This window comes from Phaeobacter sp. QD34_24 (assembly GCF_028890115.1).
GTDB lineage: Bacteria > Pseudomonadota > Alphaproteobacteria > Rhodobacterales > Rhodobacteraceae > Phycobacter.
In genome coordinates this window covers 62,055-77,724 of record NZ_JARCJD010000001.1, presented here as the reverse complement: position 1 = coordinate 77,724, position 15,670 = coordinate 62,055, and the positions used below count along the sequence as shown (strand labels likewise).

General features: G+C 61.7%; 12 protein-coding genes. 7 read left to right on the top strand and 5 right to left on the bottom strand.

Annotation, left to right across the window (positions count from 1 at the left end):
• The first annotated feature begins 70 nt into the window (after window positions 1-70).
• Together PXK07_RS00345 and ntrX are read left to right on the top strand one after the other, a co-directional pair.
• Window positions 71-2,353, top strand: a complete 2,283-nt coding sequence (locus tag PXK07_RS00345) for a sensor histidine kinase NtrY-like (RefSeq protein WP_274846195.1) — start codon at window positions 71-73, stop codon at window positions 2,351-2,353.
• Complete coding sequence (gene ntrX / locus PXK07_RS00340) at window positions 2,350-3,759, top strand: nitrogen assimilation response regulator NtrX (protein ID WP_274846194.1); 1,410 nt, start codon at window positions 2,350-2,352, stop codon at window positions 3,757-3,759. Before PXK07_RS00345 ends, ntrX begins: the two co-directional genes overlap by 4 nt.
• A 158-nt stretch (window positions 3,760-3,917) precedes the next feature.
• Here the strand turns inward: ntrX and PXK07_RS00335 are convergent, their stop codons facing one another.
• Window positions 3,918-4,265 (bottom strand): hypothetical protein, encoded by a 348-nt coding sequence (locus PXK07_RS00335; protein WP_274846193.1) that lies wholly within the window; start codon window positions 4,263-4,265, stop codon window positions 3,918-3,920.
• 240 nt (window positions 4,266-4,505) lie between these two features.
• On the opposite strand from PXK07_RS00335, the gene trkA reads away from it, so the two are divergent.
• The 4 genes from trkA to hflX all read left to right on the top strand — a co-directional run bounded on the left by trkA (window position 4,506) and on the right by hflX (window position 9,061).
• Complete coding sequence (gene trkA, locus PXK07_RS00330) at window positions 4,506-5,882, top strand: Trk system potassium transporter TrkA (protein ID WP_274846192.1); 1,377 nt, start codon at window positions 4,506-4,508, stop codon at window positions 5,880-5,882.
• A gap of 1 nt (window position 5,883) precedes the next feature.
• Window positions 5,884-7,419: a TrkH family potassium uptake protein gene (locus PXK07_RS00325; protein WP_274846191.1), complete on the top strand. Its 1,536-nt coding sequence runs from the start codon at window positions 5,884-5,886 to the stop codon at window positions 7,417-7,419.
• Between the two features lie 131 nt (window positions 7,420-7,550).
• Window positions 7,551-7,790: an RNA chaperone Hfq gene (gene hfq, locus PXK07_RS00320; RefSeq protein WP_008204623.1), complete on the top strand. Its 240-nt coding sequence runs from the start codon at window positions 7,551-7,553 to the stop codon at window positions 7,788-7,790.
• On the top strand, window positions 7,790-9,061 hold the full coding sequence (gene hflX / locus PXK07_RS00315; protein ID WP_274846190.1) for a GTPase HflX: 1,272 nt from the start codon (window positions 7,790-7,792) through the stop codon (window positions 9,059-9,061). The genes hfq and hflX overlap by 1 nt, the downstream gene beginning before the upstream one ends.
• Before the next feature lie 31 nt (window positions 9,062-9,092).
• On the opposite strand, the gene PXK07_RS00310 is transcribed toward hflX, so the two are convergent.
• Together PXK07_RS00310 and PXK07_RS00305 are read right to left on the bottom strand one after the other, a co-directional pair.
• Window positions 9,093-10,271, bottom strand: coding sequence for a cation:proton antiporter (locus PXK07_RS00310; protein ID WP_274846189.1), 1,179 nt, complete (start codon window positions 10,269-10,271; stop codon window positions 9,093-9,095).
• On the bottom strand, window positions 10,272-12,764 hold the full coding sequence (locus PXK07_RS00305; RefSeq protein WP_274846188.1) for a penicillin acylase family protein: 2,493 nt from the start codon (window positions 12,762-12,764) through the stop codon (window positions 10,272-10,274). It lies immediately after the preceding gene.
• 83 nt (window positions 12,765-12,847) lie between these two features.
• Between PXK07_RS00305 and PXK07_RS00300 the strand changes: the two genes are divergently transcribed.
• Window positions 12,848-13,750, top strand: a complete 903-nt coding sequence (locus tag PXK07_RS00300; protein WP_274846439.1) for an NAD(P)-dependent oxidoreductase — start codon at window positions 12,848-12,850, stop codon at window positions 13,748-13,750.
• 76 nt (window positions 13,751-13,826) lie between these two features.
• Here PXK07_RS00300 and PXK07_RS00295 read toward each other — a convergent pair whose 3' ends face one another.
• On the bottom strand, window positions 13,827-14,402 hold the full coding sequence (locus PXK07_RS00295) for a lipid-binding SYLF domain-containing protein (protein ID WP_274846187.1): 576 nt from the start codon (window positions 14,400-14,402) through the stop codon (window positions 13,827-13,829).
• A gap of 165 nt (window positions 14,403-14,567) precedes the next feature.
• Window positions 14,568-15,566, bottom strand: a complete 999-nt coding sequence (gene hemB, locus PXK07_RS00290; protein WP_274846186.1) for a porphobilinogen synthase — start codon at window positions 15,564-15,566, stop codon at window positions 14,568-14,570.
• Window positions 15,567-15,670 lie beyond the last annotated feature (104 nt).

Sequence of the window (15,670 nt, the reverse complement as noted above, 5' to 3'; positions counted from 1 at the left end):
ACTTCACTGGGGCGGGCCACGACATGTGGCGCTTGGCCGGTTTGGCCATACATCAGAATGAGGGCAGCCAGTGGCTCATAAGTCACATTCAAGGGGTGGGTTTCAGACACTGGCGGCGCTGGACCGCTGGCGCAAGACCCGCAAGGCCCGCAATATCGGCACCCTTGGCCTGGTGCTGCTGGGGCCGATCCTGGCGCTGGTCACATTCTTGATCTTCGGCCCCTTGGGGCATGGTGCGTCCTCGCTGTCGCTGCGTTTGATCCTGCTGGCGGATATGGTCTATATCATGGCCATCGCGGCGCTGGTGCTCACCCAGATCGTGCGCCTGTTTTCTGCCCGCCGCGCCAAATCCGCCGGATCCCGGCTGCACCTGCGACTGATTGGGGCCTTCGGGTTTCTGGCGCTGGTGCCAACGGTCATCGTGGCGATCTTTGCCATGCTGACGGTCAATGTCGGGCTTGAGGGCTGGTTCTCGCAACGGGTGCGCCAGGTGATTGGGACCTCATTGGCCGCGGCCGAGGCCTATCAGGTCGAGCAACGCCGCGATCTGGCCGAGGATGGCACAGCCTTGGCGCGCTATATCGACAACAGCCGGTCGCGCAGCTTCTTCATGAATGACGCCGAATTGCGCCAGGTGCTGTCCCAGGGGCAATTGCAGGTACAGCGCGGTCTGCGCGAGGCCTATGTGATCGACGGGCTGGGAGAGATCCGCGCGCGGGGTGAGCGGTCCTATGAATTCGATTTCGAACAGCCCGGTTCCGCCGATATCGCGCAGGCAACCGAAGAGGGGATGAGCATCATTCAGGATTGGGACAACAACGAGTTCCGCGCCATCGTCCGCCTGAATGCCTTTGTCGATCGCTTCCTCTACATCAGCCGCGATGTGGATGGCGAGTTGCTGAACCTTTTGGATGACACCCAGCAGACGGCGAATCTATATCAGCAGCTGGAAAAGGAGCGTGGTCGCGTTCTCTTCGAATTTGGCCTTCTTTACATAGGCTTCGCGCTTATTCTTATTCTGGCTGCCATGTGGTTGGGCATGTGGTTTGCGGAACGTCTATCCGGCCCCGTGGGGCGGTTGACCGTTGGCGCGCGCCGGGTCGGAGGTGGCGATCTGGACGTTCAGGTCCCCGAGGAGCAGGGCGAGGACGAAATTGCCCAATTGGGGCGGTATTTCAACAGGATGACGCGGGAACTCAAGCGCCAGCGCGAAACGCTGCTGGAAAACACCGACCAGATCGAACGCCGTCGTCGGCTGTTTGATTCTGTGCTCTCCTCTGTCACCTCTGGCGTTGTCGGACTGGATCCGGAGGGGCGCGTCACCTTTGTGAACCGCTCGGCCGAACGGCTGCTGGATTGGCATGGGGACCGGCAATCGCTGGCGCTTGCGGTCGCGGTGCCTGAATTCGGCCCGCTGTTCGAGAACCTGAAGGACAGTGGCGCCGAAACCGCTCAGGAAGAGATCAAGGTGACGCGGCACGGGCGGCTTGAGAACCTGCTGGTGCGCATGTCCTTGCGGCTGTCCGATCACGGCATGCTGGAAGGATATGTGGTCGCCTTTGACGATGTGACCGATCTGGTCAGCGCACAGCGGATGGCGGCCTGGGGCGATGTCGCCCGCCGGATCGCCCATGAGATCAAAAACCCGCTGACCCCGATCCAGTTGAGCGCGGAACGGATCAAACGCAAGTTTGCGCCGAAACTTGGCGAGGAAAACAGCGATCAGCTGCAGTCGATGACCGATGTAATTGTGCGCCAGACCAATGACTTGCGGCGCATTGTCGATGAGTTCTCCAAATTCGCCCGCATGCCTGAACCCGAGCGCCGCAAGGAAAACCTGGTCGGGCTGGTTCGCGATGCTGTCGTTTTGCAGCAAACCGGCCAGCCGGGCGTGCGGATCACGGCCGATTTGCCAGGGGATGCGCTGTGGGCGGATCTGGATGCCACCATGATCGGCCAGGCCCTGACCAATCTTATCAAGAACGCAGGAGAGGCAATTGAAAGCCTGAAACAAAAAGGAGCGCCCGAGGATTTCGATCCGCAAATTCGGATCGCGGTGCGAACGGGTGACAAAGGAGGATATGAAGTGACAATAGCGGACAATGGGATCGGGCTACCGGAAGACCGTGCGCGGCTTTTTGAACCCTATGTGACCACCCGCAACGAGGGGACCGGCCTGGGGCTGCCCATCGTGAAAAAGATTATTGAAGAACACGGCGGTACGCTCACCCTGAGCGATGCGCCGGTGTTCGAAGGACAAAGCCATTTCGGTGCCATGGCGGTGATCCGCCTGCCGCAAGCGCTCAGCAGCGCGGAGGCAAACAGGAATACAGTGAAAGTAGGTCTGACATGAGTGACATTCTGATTGTTGACGATGAACGCGACATCCGCGAGCTGATCTCTGACATCCTAGAGGATGAAGGCTATTCGACCCGAAAGGCCGGGAATTCGGACGAATGCATGGCCGAGGTCGCGGCAGAACTTCCGGCGCTGCTGATCCTCGACATCTGGCTCAAGGACAGTCAGATGGACGGCATTGATATTCTGAAAACGGTCAAGCGGGATTACCCGGAAGTGCCCGTCGTCATCATTTCCGGGCATGGCAATATCGAAATCGCGGTCGCGGCGATCAAACAGGGGGCCTATGATTTCATTGAAAAGCCCTTCAATATCGACCAGTTGATGGTGGTGATCCGTCGGGCAATGGAAACCTCGCGCCTGCGCCGCGAAAACACCGATCTGCGCCGCAAGGAAACCGGTGCCTCAGAGATGATCGGAAATTCCGCAGCCTTCCGCGCCCTGGTGGCGCAATTGGACAAGGTGACGAAATCCAACGGTCGCGTGATGCTGACCGGGCCGGCCGGGGCCGGTAAGGACATCGCTGCGCGCTATATCCATTCAAACTCGAGCCGGGCCTCTGCGCCCTTTGTGACAGTGAACTGCGCCAGCATCGAACCCGAGCGGATGGAAGAGGTGCTGTTCGGGCGTGAAACCGCGGAAACCGGCGTTGAACCCGGGTTACTGGAGCAGGCCCATGGCGGCGTGATCTTCTTTGACGAGGTCGCCGATATGCCGCTTGGCACCCAGTCCAAGATCCTGCGTGTTCTGGTCGATCAGCAGTTTCAGCGTGTTGGCGGCACCGAGAAGGTGCGCGTGGACCTTCGGGTTATTTCTTCCACGAACAAATGTTTGGAGACGGAAATTCAGGCGGATCGCTTTCGTCAGGAGCTGTACCACCGTCTGAACGTGGTGCCGATCGCTGTGCCCTCCCTGGCGGATCGGCGCGAAGATATCCCGGTCTTGGCGGAGTATTTCATCCGCGGTTTCAACAGCGCGCAGGGCCTGCCTCTGCGCGAGTTGACGGAAGAGGCCATTGCCCTGATGCAGACCATGGTGTGGCCCGGAAACGTGCGACAGTTGAAGAACCTTGTGGAGCGCATTCTGATCCTGGGCGACGGGACGGGGCCGATCGAGGCCCGGGACCTGCCGCGCGAAGAGGAAAAGGTGGTCGACGATGGCCGCGTGGTGCTGTCGGGCGCCCTGGCCACCTTGCCGCTGCGCGAAGCACGGGAAGCCTTCGAGCGCGAGTATCTGCTGACGCAGATCAATCGCTTTGGCGGCAATATCAGCCGCACAGCCTCATTCGTGGGAATGGAACGCTCGGCGCTGCATCGGAAACTGAAATCGCTTGGCGTGGTGACCTCGAACAAGGCCGGCGCAAGGGTGGCCCATGTGGAGCAGGAAGAGGACCTGGTCTGAGGGGTAGGCGGCCCAAACCAAATCCGAAGATAATCCCAAGAGGGCGGTGAAAGAGGGCTGTAACTGGCTGCCCCTTTCAGGTCCGCGTCACGCCTTGGCCTATGGCCGGGCCGCCAGGTGTTCGGGGTGGCGTCGTACCTTTGTAAGAGAGGCCGATGTCAGAGGGGTGGAAGAATGTGCAGCTGGCCATCGGGGCTGCGCCAGACGCATGTTCCTTCGGTCAGAACCGGCTGTCGTTGCGGTTCTGACGCTAGGCGCTGGCCGACCTCAGCCTGGCTGCAACGCTGCAAAGGTACCTGCTGATAGCCTTTCTGCGCCATGCAGCTTTGCTCCAACCGCTTGCGCAGCCCGAGATTGACATCAACCGTATAGGTGGTGCCTTGAACCCAATAGCCGGGGCGCGTCCAGCAGTTGCCATCCACGCACTGGCGGACCCCCGGATAATACCTGTCGGGGGTGTGGCGGATCTCATTGGCGACAGGCGCCTGCTTCAGGGCCTCGGTCATGCAGCCAAGCGTATCCTTTTCGACCCGGCCCCGGTCTGTCCCTTCACGGTGATAGACCGGGATCGGCCCACAGGCCGTGACAGCTGCCACAAGCGTGAGAAAGAGCCAATTCGCAAGACTGTGCCGTATAACGCTCATGCGGAGAGGATGGCGGAATTATGCTGACAGTACAATTGATTTGACCCCTCCCGCGGCATCTGTCATTCAAAACCGGCAGGATCGCGCCCAAGGGAATGGATCATGAAGGTTATCATCTGTGGTGCCGGCCAGGTCGGCTGGCAGATCGCCCGTCATCTGTCCGGGGAACACAACGATGTAACGGTCGTCGACAACAACGCTGAACTGGTCCGCCGGGCAACCGATACGCTGGATGTTCAGGGGGTTGCGGGATTTGCCTCATACCCGGACGTGCTTGACCGTGCCGGTGCGCGCGATGCGGATATGATCATTGCCGCCACCCATTCGGACGAGGTCAATATGGTGACCTGCCAGGTGGCGCATTCGGTGTTCTCGATCCAGCGCAAGATCGCTCGCTTGCGGGCCAGAAGCTATCTGACCGCGATCTACTCCGACCTTTACCGGCGGGACCATTTGCCTATCGATGTGGTGATCAGCCCCGAACGGGAAGTGGCCGCCGCTGCGATCCAGCGCCTGTCGGCGCCGGCCGCCTTTGATACCGAGACCTTCATGGGCGGCAAGGCGCAGCTCCTGGGTATTCGGGTCGATGAAGATTGCCCGGTGGTGAACACACCGCTGCGGCAGTTGACCGATCTGTTATCCACCCTGCGCGCCATCGTGGTGGGCGTGCGCCGCGAGGGCACGCTTTTCGCCCCAGAGCCGGGCGATCAGCTGTTCGTCGGTGATAGCGCCTATGTGTTCTGCCACGCCGAAGACGTGAGCCGCACGATTGAAGTCTTTGGCAAGAAAGAGAAACGTCAGGATCGTCTGGTCATTGTCGGGGCCGGGAACGTTGGCCTTGAGGTGGCCAAGGCGCTGGAAGGGCGAACCGGGCGCGTGCGCGCCAAGGTGATCGAAAAGAGCCGCAAATGCGCCGAGCGGGCCGCAGAGACCTTGGAGCGTACCATCGTGCTGCATGGCGACGGGCTGGACCGGTCGCTGATGGTGGAAGCCGGGATCGACCGGGCCGATGCGATGCTGGCCGTCACCGATGACGACAAGACCAATATGCTGGCAGCGGTGCGGGCCAAGGCCGAAGGCTGCCCCTTTGTGGTGGCGCTGATCAACGATCCGACCCTGTTGCCGCTGATGTCCCATCTTGGGATCGATGCCTTCATCAACCCCCGTGCCACCACGGTGAGCTCGATCCTGCAGCACATCCGCTATGGGCGGGTGCGCCAGGTCTATTCCATCGGCGATGCGGAGGCCGAGGTGATCGAGGCCGAAGTCATGGGCACATCGCCCCTGGCCGGTCAGGCCATTCGCGATATTCCCTTTCCCGAAGGCGTGTTGGTCGGCGCGGTCCAGAAGGGCGGTGAAGTGCTGCCGCCCAGCGGGGGCTTGCGCATCGAAGAGGGCGATGTGATCGCGCTCTTTGCCATGGCGGATGATGTGCCGGAGGTCGAGCGGCTGATGCAGGTCTCGATCGACTATTTCTGATATGAGACGTCGGGATAAGGCTCCGGGCGGGCTGTTGCGGCTGCCATTGTTCCTGCTGATCTGGGCAGTCACCTGCCTGGCGATGTGGGTGCCTGCCACCCATGCGGTCATTCTGAACGATCATCCGACCTCGCAGAGTTTCTTTTTCTCCGGGCTCCTGGGCCTTTTCATGGTGTCGGTGATCGGGCTGTCCTTGGGCAACAGACGGCCCAGGTACGGCATGCCCGGGCAACTGTTGTCCTTGCTGGCCAGCTTTGTGGTTTTGCCGCTGTTCCTGGCTGTACCGGTTCAGGATACGCTCAAAAACACAAGCTATCTGAACGCCTATTTCGATATGGTGAGCGCGATCACCACCACCGGCGCCGATGTTTTTGCCGATCCCGGCCGCCTGCCGCCCAGTCTGCACCTGTGGCGTGCCATGGTCGGCTGGCTGGGTGGTCTGTTGATGTGGATCGCCGCGTCCTCGATCCTGGCGCCGATGTTCCTGGGCGGGTTCGAGGTCACCGCGCGGGGCGAACCTGGCGGCGGCGGGGCGACGCCCTCGAACATGCAGCAAGCAGACCCGCGGCGGCGGTTGCTCTCGGTCGTGCGTACGCTGACCCCGGTCTATGCCGGGCTCACCCTGGTTCTGTGGACGCTCTTGATGATGAGCGGCAGCAAAGCGCTGCCGGGATTGACCCATGCGATGTCGGTGATGGCCACATCGGGCATTTCCGCGATTGGCGGTACTGAACATGCGCAAAGCGGTGTGATCGGCGAGATGGTGATGTTCCTGTTCATGTTCTTCGCCCTGTCCAGGCTGACGTTTTCCAGCGATACGGTCAGCAGCGGCGATGGGCGGTTGGATCGCGATCCGGAATTCCGCACCGGGCTGCTGATTGTCTTCGGGGTGCCGATGCTCCTGTTCCTGCGGCACTGGTTGGCGACCCTCGAAGTGGCCGGTGGCGAAGACCTGGGCCAGGCGCTCAGGGCCTTCTGGGGGTCGATGTTCACGGTCATGTCCTTCCTGTCAACCACCGGCTTTGAAAGCGCCGATTGGGACACCGCGCGGGAATGGTCCGGCCTGGATACACCGGGCATGATCCTTCTGGGACTGGCGCTGATCGGCGGCGGGGTGGCGACAACCGCGGGCGGGGTCAAGCTGTTGCGGGTCTATGCGCTTTACCTGAACGGATTGGGAGAGATGGAGCGCCTGGTGCATCCATCAGTGGTCAGCAGCGAGGGTGGCGGCAACAGGCGGCTGCGCAAGAACGGGGCCTTTGTGGCCTGGGTATTCTTCATGCTCTTTGCCCTGTCTCTGGCGGTGATCAGCACGGTTCTAGCCGCCTTGGGTACCGATTTCGAAACCTCGCTGGTCCTTGCGATCGCCGCCCTGTCCACCACCGGGCCGCTGGTGGAGGTGGCTGCCAATGATCCGATCCTGTTGTGGCAATTGGCCCCTGCGGCCAAGTTGGTTCTGTGCCTTGCAATGGTGCTGGGGCGGCTGGAAACCCTGGCCATCATCGCTCTTTTGTCGCCAAATCTCTGGCGCAGTTGATCAAAGCCCGTTAACCTGCGAAGGGATTGGGGCTTTTTGGCTGGAATCCTGATTGCTCTGCGTCCATAGTTGGACAGTATTTCGCGCGTTGGTCCGCAGCGCGTCACAAGAAAAAAGGCGAGATAACAATAATGGCTTCGGACAGACAGAATCTTCAGGATGCCTTCCTGAATCACGTTCGCAAAACCAAGGTTCCGGTTACAATTTTCTTGATCAACGGGGTTAAACTGCAGGGTGTCATCACCTGGTTTGACAATTTCTGCGTTCTTCTGCGGCGCGACGGACAGTCGCAGTTGGTCTATAAACATGCGATTTCGACAATCATGCCGGCACAGCCGATCAGCCTATATGAAGGCGAAGACGCCTCTTGATGGAGCATGACAGGAAGCGCACCCGCGCCTGGGTGCTGCATCCGGACATTAAGTCGGATAAATATCGCCGCGACGCCGAGCCTGCCCTGGCCGAGGCGGTTGCCCTTGCACAGGCCTTGCCCGATCTTGATGTGATCGGATCTGAAGTGGTGCGTCTGCCAAAGGCCCATGCGGGCATGTTGTTCGGTTCGGGCAAGATTGAAGAACTCTCCCAACGTCTGAAATCGCAAGAGGTCGAACTGGTTCTGATCGACGGGCCGGTCTCGCCCGTGCAGCAGCGCAATCTGGAAAAGGCCTGGAAGGTCAAGATTTTGGACCGTACCGGGCTGATCCTCGAGATTTTCTCGGATCGCGCGCGCACCCGTGAAGGCGTGTTGCAGGTTGAAATGGCCGCTCTCAGCTATCAGCGCACGCGCCTGGTGCGGGCCTGGACCCACCTGGAGCGGCAGCGCGGTGGCCTTGGCTTTGTCGGTGGTCCCGGCGAAACCCAGATCGAAGCCGACCGGCGCGCCATTGACGACCAGCTGGTGCGCCTGCGCCGTCAGCTGGACAAGGTGGTGAAAACCCGCACCCTGCATCGCGAAGCCCGTGCCAAGGTGCCGTTCCCCATCGTGGCGCTTGTCGGCTATACCAACGCCGGGAAATCGACCCTGTTCAACCGGCTGACCGGGGCCGAGGTGATGGCCAAGGATATGCTCTTTGCCACCCTTGATCCGACAATGCGCCGGGTGGTTCTGCCCGATGGTCCCGAGATCATCCTCTCGGATACGGTGGGGTTCATCTCGGATCTGCCGACCGAACTTGTTGCCGCCTTTCGTGCCACGCTGGAAGAAGTGCTGGCTGCGGATGTGATCCTGCATGTACGCGACATCAGCCACGCGGAAACCGATCACCAGGCGGAAGACGTTGAAGCGATCCTGTCCTCATTGGGGGTGGATGAGAACCGCACCCAGATCGAGGTCTGGAACAAGCTGGATAACCTCACCAACGAAGAGGCAGAGGCGCGGCGGCAACGGGCTGAACGGGAAGAGGACATTCACGCGATCTCGGCCCTGACGGGCGAGGGGATCGACGGGCTGCTCGCTGATATTGCGGAAAAACTGCAGGGCAAAAAGCACCAGGATGTAATCAATCTGGCATTTTCGCAGGGAAAACAGCGTGCGTGGCTGTTCGCCCAGGAGGTTGTGGTCTCCGAAGAGCAGAGCGAGGACGGGTTCGTGGTCACGGTGCTGTGGACCCCCAGGCAGAAGGCGCAATACGACGCGCTCTAAGCTCTAAGCTCTAAGCTCTAAGCTCTAAGCTCTACCTCGTGCCTTCGGCTCGGGCCTGTGCCGCGATGGTCAGGGCTGCGATGATGGGGCCGATCAGCTCAAAACCGGCGGTGGTGCCGATGGCAAGCGCCATGATCGTGGGGGCAAACTCCGGGAATTGTTCGGAGGCGGCCAGCGCCATGCCGATGGCAACGCCGGCCTGTGGCAGCATGGCAGCTCCGTAGTAGGGGCGCTCCTGCCTTGGCGCCTGTGCCAGCGTACCGCCGATCCAGCCGCCGATGATGCGACCAAGGATCCGCAACAGGGCATAACCCACCCCAACCAAACCCAGGCTCGCCAGCGCCGAAGGATCCAGCGTCGCCCCGGCCAGCACGAAGAAGATGATCATGAAGGGCCATTCGAAATTGCGGATCTCGTGAAACGCCCTGGTGTGATGATGCGCCAGGTTCACGATCACCGCGCCCACGGTCATGCCGGCGATCAGGTAGGACAGGTCCAGCATTAACGACAGGCCGGCGGTTAGAAACACCAGGGATAGCGCCTCGATCCGCAGCGGCTCCCCATCCGACAGGCGCCCAGTCAGCAGGGCGCCAGGCACACCGATCACACAGCCGAGGGCGATGGAGCCAAAGACCTCATATGCCGCACGGGCCAAGGTATCGCCGCCAGTGCCAATCCCGCTGAACAGCTGGATCATCACCAGGGCGGCGCTGAAGGCCAGCAAGCCCCACGCATCATCTATGGCGACCAAGCCTTTGAGTGTGCGTGTAAAACTGCTGTCCTGACCGGATTGGTCTATGACATCATAAGTGGCGGCCGGGTCGGTCGCGGTGGCCAGCGCGCCAAGGACAATCGCCAGCGTCAGCGGCACGCCAATGAGCCAGAGACCGGCGCTGACGACCAATTGGGTTACCAGCACGACCGACAGCGACACCACCAGGACAGTGCGACCATGCTGGCCAAGATTGGCAAGTGACAACTCGCTGCCCAGAAGCAGCGCAACCGCGCTGAGGGCGACAACGGCGACCACGGGATATAGCGTGGTGATCGTCTCCGGCAAAAGCCCGAAGCCCGCCTCGCCAACCAGCAGGCCAAAGCCAAGCAACAGGGTCACGCGCGGCAGGCGTAACCGGCGTCCGATCCGATCCGCCGCCAGACCGGCAAAGAACAACAGGCCAAGGACGATCAGGGGGACGGCTTGCTCTTTCATTTACGGGGCAGTCCTCGGTTCGATCCGGGTGACACCGACGGCGGCCGCATGGGCGAGATCTGGATCCAGCGACATCGGAACATATTCGCCCCGGCGCCACAGCTGTGCCATGTCGTCATAGTGACGGGACAGAAAATGCCCCGATTGTCCGGTCGCGGTGATGAAGACCGAACTGTCCGGATCGGCAAAGTCGTAAACGCCGCGATAGCCGGCCGCATGGACGTTGTGAAACGGTTCGGAATCCTCGCCCGAGGTGCGGCCGCGCTGCAGGGTATTGTCGCCGCCGCTGGTGGATTGGCGTATATTCACGAAAAAGCGCAACAGCGGCACTTCGCCCAGCACCTCGTGATCGTGGGTCGCCTGATGTGCATCCCCCCAGCGTAAGGATTCCAAGGCGTTGCCATAGCGTTCTTCGATCCACAAAAGCGCATCGTCCAGCGCGAGACGGGCCATATCGGTGCAGTTTTCATTGGGCGCGCTCTGGCGCACATCGCACCAGGCGGCGGCGCCGTCGATGTTGCGGTAGACCCGTTCGATGAACAGCGGTTCCACATGGGCGAACTCCTCGGCCAAGGGACCCAGATCATCGGCGATCAGCCGGGCCTGCAACGCCCGCAGCCAGGCCGCATAGATCAAGGGTTCCGGCAGGTGCTCGTTCATTTCTCCGTTCCACTCGGACAGCAGGGTCAAGGCCTCGTGGCGCTGCCGTTCGCGGCTACCTTCAGCAGCGGCCTCGCCGGTGAACCACAGATCGGCACCAATCAGCGGCAACAGCGCCCGCGCCGAGAAGGAGACCGTATCCAGCTGCGCTTCGATGAAACTGTCGCGGGTGTGGACTTCGCGGCTTTGCATCAGCTTGCGCCAGCGATGAATGCGCTGGGTGTCGCCCCAGTCATAAGAGACGTGATTGGGGAAGGGGCGTTCCAGCACCTTGTTGTTGGTATTGCCCAGGATGCCACCGCGGGGGCTGACAAATTCAGGGTTCGCGGCATAGGGCGCGCGCCCCTGCCAGAGGTTTTCCCGTCGCCAGCCCTGGCTGGGCAGGCGTCCCTGGCTCTGGTGACGCGCATCGCGCTGCGGGATGGCGCCGACGGTTTTCAGGGCAATGGTTTGCCGATCGGCCAGAACCAGGTTTTGCGACGGGGCGATATAGGCTTCACCCGCTGCGATGGCCTCGGTGACCGAAGCGCTCCGCATCAGCGCGATCGCCGCGCTCATCGAGGTATCCTCTGCGCTAAGCGCCGTCCAGCCCAGGCTGATCACATGGCCCGGCGGGGTGATGGCCGACAGATCGAACTTCGATCCGGGCAGAACCGGGCCATTGTCTGTCCAGCGCAGGGTCAGGGTGACGGGGGGCGCATCCTTGATGTTGATGATCGTCTTCCGGGTGATAAAAGGCTTGTAACCATTTGGGCTCAAGTATTCTTCCGGGTTTTCCGGGTTGATCTTTTCGACCCAGAGATCCTGATCGTCCATATAGGAGGATGTGATACCCCAGCCAAGTTGATCCGATCGTCCGGTGATCACCGCGGGCACGCCGGGCAGGGTGCCGCCGATGAGACCACCGCTGGCAAGCTCCAGCCGCGCCAGATACCAGATCCCCGGCGCGCTGAGGCCCAAATGCGGATCATTGGCCAGCAGCGTGCCCCCGGTGGCCGAGCGGCTGGGATCGGCGGCCCAGGCATTGGAGGCGCCGCCCAGACCGCGCGGTGCCAGGGGGAACAGCATGGGCAGGCGATCCGTGCCTCCCGCGGGCGTCGCATCGGCATAGCGCGGCAGATCCGGGAACAGGGCGGCATATTCGGGCAGGGCGGCAATGCCGGACCCGGGCGCATCGGGCAGGATGTCCTTCAGCCGTTCCGGGGTTGTCAGCGCCAGGGAGGTGCGGGCGCGCAGGATTTCCTCGCGCATATGGCCCGACAGCTGCAGCGCCATCAGCTTCATCACGGCAAGGCTGTCGGCGGGCTGCCATGGGGCGAGCGGCATGTTGAACAGGAACATCTCCGGCGCGCCGCGGCCCAGGGCCTGCTCGTTGATCTCTAGCAGGCGGGCGTTGACACCGGCGGAATAGGCCTGCAGCGCCGCCAGGGTGTCCGGCGTCTGCACCGCCAGCGACCGTTGCGCCAGGCGATAAAGATCGAGACGGCGCAGGAAGGTATCGACCTCGACCGTGCGGTTGCCGAAAATCTCCGACAGGCGCCCCTGGGCCGTGCGCCGCATCACCGCCATCTGCCACAGCCGATCCTGCGCATGGGCATAGCCAAGGCCGAAATAGACATCTTCATCACCGGCGCCCGGGCTCGCAAAGATATGTGGGACATTCGCATTATCGCGCACGATCTCGACCGCTGCGGTCGGGCCCGGCAGCGCGATGGTCTTGTTGTAGTCCGGCAGGGATTGGGCGGCAAAGTAGTAGGCCAATAAAACAGCCGCCAGCGATACCAGAATCAACGTGGCGGTCAGCCGCAGCAACCAGCGAAAAAGGAGAGCCATAAAGGGTTTATTCCATTCGATTTATCGATTTGACACCGTGCCAGCATTGAACCCGGCGCCGCCAGTGCTAGGGTAGCGGCAACATAAGCCAAGAAAGCACGAGGGAAAAGCACATGGCGAAAGCGGCATTTCTGGGATTGGGGGTCATGGGCTATCCGATGGCGGGCCACCTGCAGTCGGCGGGGCACGCGGTGACGGTCTACAACCGGACAGCAGCCAAGGCAGAGGCCTGGGCGACGGAACACGGCGGTGCCAGTGCCCCCACACCGCGCGAGGCGGCGGCCGGCGCTGATTTCGTGATGTCCTGTGTCGGCAACGATGATGACCTGCGGTCGGTCTGCCTCGGCGAAGATGGCGCCTTTGCCGGGATGGCGCCCGGCGCGATCTTTGTCGATCACACCACGGTTTCAGCCAGCGTCACGCGGGAACTCTATGAGGCGGCGAAGGAAAAAGGGATCTCCTTCGTGGATGCGCCGATTTCAGGCGGTCAGGCGGGGGCCGAAAATGGCGTTCTCTCGGTGATGTGCGGCGGTGATGCCGAGGCCTATGCCAAGGCGGAACCGGTGATCGATGCCTATGCGCGGATCTGCCGTCGTATCGGCGAAACCGGGGCCGGTCAGATGACCAAGATGTGCAATCAGATCGCCATCGCGGGCCTGGTGCAGGGGCTGGCCGAATCGCTGCATTTTGCCGAAAAGGCGGGCCTCGACGGGCGCGCGGTCGTGGAGGTGATCAGCCAGGGGGCCGCCGGCAGCTGGCAGATGGCCAACCGCTATGAAACCATGCTGGATGACCACTTTGACCATGGGTTCGCGGTGGACTGGATGCGCAAGGATCTTGGGATCTGCTTGGATGCGGCCGATGAAACCGGTGCCAGCCTGCCGGTGACGGCGTTGGTCGATCAGTTCTACAAGGACGTGCAGAAGATGGGCGGCGGCCGCTGGGATACCTCCTCTCTGTTCAAACGCCTGCGCAGCGCGGGTTGAGAAACCAAAGATAACATACTGAAAAGGCGTGCCTCTTTCGGGCGCGCCATTGTTTTTAAAGAAGGTTTCCCGAAGATCAGGGAATGATACGGGTGTATTTGGTGCCTTCCAGCGTGGCACCGATCCGCAGGCCCGCCTGGGCAAAGACCGCTGCCAGGATCGGGGAGGTCAGCGTATTGGTGTCCGCCGCCAGGGAGTTGCCATCGTCGCGCACCACATATTCCAGATCGGCGCCAGCGGCCCAGCCGGAAGAGCGACGGAACCCGGCCAGGGCGTTGTCGGTCATGAAGAACAGCACATGCGCATATTGCTGCGCGCCGATCTGCAGGCCGGCATTGCCCTTGACCGTGGAATAGTAATCCACCGTGACGCCATTGATCCGGAGCGCCCCGCGCCCATAGGCGCCGCCAACCAGGAAGCCGGCTTCCGTCACCAGCGGCATCACCAGCATGCCGGTGGATTTTTCCGCCAGATCGATGGTGTTGGGGTATTCGCGGTACATCTGGTTGAGGGTGGCATCGACGCGGGCATCGATGGTTGCCGCGTTGCTATTGCCAACACCGTTTCCGCAGGCGGCCATGGCCCCGGTCCCGGCCAATAGACCCAAGGTGAAACCACGGCGTGTGACGCCGGATGTGAACTGTTTGCTCATGTGAATTGCCTGTCGCTCTGAGTGTCGAAGCTTTTTGGTCGAAGCTGCATCGTGCAAGGCCGGTTGACCGGCTCTGGCGGGACTATAAGCAGAAAGCCGCCGCCTGTCATCCACCACCTTTCCGGGTGGCAGATCCTCGGCGGCTTTCTGCTGCGGGAACGCCTGTCAACCGTTCAGGATACGCGCTGTTTCAGGTGCGAAATAGGTGAGGATCCCATCGCAACCAGCCCGTTTGAAAGCCAAAAGGCTTTCCAGCATCACTTGCTCGCCATTGATCCAACCGTTCTGCGCGGCGGCCTGGATCATCGCGTATTCGCCAGAGACCTGATAGGCGAAGGTCGGGGTGCCGAAGGTCGTCTTCACCCGGTGGCAGATATCGAGATAGGCAATGCCGGGCTTGACCATGACCATATCGGCGCCCTCCTGCAGGTCGCGCTGGATCAGGCGCAGCGCCTCATCGGAATTGCCGGGGTCCATCTGATAGGTCTTCTTGTCGCCCTTCAGCGCGCCAGAGGCGCCGACCGCATCGCGGAACGGCCCATAGTAGCCGGACGCGTATTTCGCGGAATAGGACAGGATCGAGACATTGCGGTGTCCCGCCTGTTCCAGCGCATTGCGCATCGCGCCGATCCGCCCATCCATCATATCCGAAGGGCCGATGATATCGGCGCCCGCATCGGCCTGGGCCAGGGTCATCTTCACCAGCGCCTCGACGGTTTCGTCGTTCATGATCTCGCCGTCGACCACAAACCCATCGTGACCGTTGATGTTATATGGGTCCAGCGCCACGTCGGTCATCACTGCAATCTCCGGCACCACCGCCTTGATCGCGCGAATGGCGCGGTTGCACAGGTTGTCGGGGTTCCAGGCCTCGGCGCAGTCTTCGGTCTTGAGGCTTGGATCCGTATAGGGAAACAGGCAGATCGCCGGAATGCCTAGCGCCTGTGCCTCGATCGCGGCCTCGGCGATCTTGTCCACGGAGCGGCGCACCACGCCCGGCATGGAGACCACGGGTTCCTCGATCCCCTCACCATCGCGCACGAAGACCGGCCAGATCAGATCGTCCGTCGTCAGGGTGTTTTCACGGACCAAACCGCGGATTGCAGGTGTTGTCCGGGTGCGGCGCAGGCGGGCGGCGGGAAAGGCGGCGACAGTCGGCTTCATCTGGATCTCTCGTCTTGTTTGCTGCTCTTGGGTCGCATGGAACACGGCGCCCTTGCAAGTGGCACATTCGTCGCGAACATGCGGTCGCATGCTGCGGGGCTTGT

What these genes read in the sequence shown, in the direction of transcription:
- ntrX (WP_274846194.1), top strand. Translation starts at nt 2,350, where the DNA reads ATGAGTGACATTCTGATTGTTGACGATGAACGCGACATCCGCGAGCTG.
- PXK07_RS00335 (WP_274846193.1), bottom strand. Translation starts at nt 4,265, where the DNA reads ATGACCGAGGCCCTGAAGCAGGCGCCTGTCGCCAATGAGATCCGCCAC.
- trkA (WP_274846192.1), top strand. Translation starts at nt 4,506, where the DNA reads ATGAAGGTTATCATCTGTGGTGCCGGCCAGGTCGGCTGGCAGATCGCC.
- PXK07_RS00325 (WP_274846191.1), top strand. Translation starts at nt 5,884, where the DNA reads ATGAGACGTCGGGATAAGGCTCCGGGCGGGCTGTTGCGGCTGCCATTG.
- hfq (WP_008204623.1), top strand. Translation starts at nt 7,551, where the DNA reads ATGGCTTCGGACAGACAGAATCTTCAGGATGCCTTCCTGAATCACGTT.
- hflX (WP_274846190.1), top strand. Translation starts at nt 7,790, where the DNA reads ATGGAGCATGACAGGAAGCGCACCCGCGCCTGGGTGCTGCATCCGGAC.
- PXK07_RS00310 (WP_274846189.1), bottom strand. Translation starts at nt 10,271, where the DNA reads ATGAAAGAGCAAGCCGTCCCCCTGATCGTCCTTGGCCTGTTGTTCTTT.
- PXK07_RS00305 (WP_274846188.1), bottom strand. Translation starts at nt 12,764, where the DNA reads ATGGCTCTCCTTTTTCGCTGGTTGCTGCGGCTGACCGCCACGTTGATT.
- PXK07_RS00295 (WP_274846187.1), bottom strand. Translation starts at nt 14,402, where the DNA reads ATGAGCAAACAGTTCACATCCGGCGTCACACGCCGTGGTTTCACCTTG.
- hemB (WP_274846186.1), bottom strand. Translation starts at nt 15,566, where the DNA reads ATGAAGCCGACTGTCGCCGCCTTTCCCGCCGCCCGCCTGCGCCGCACC.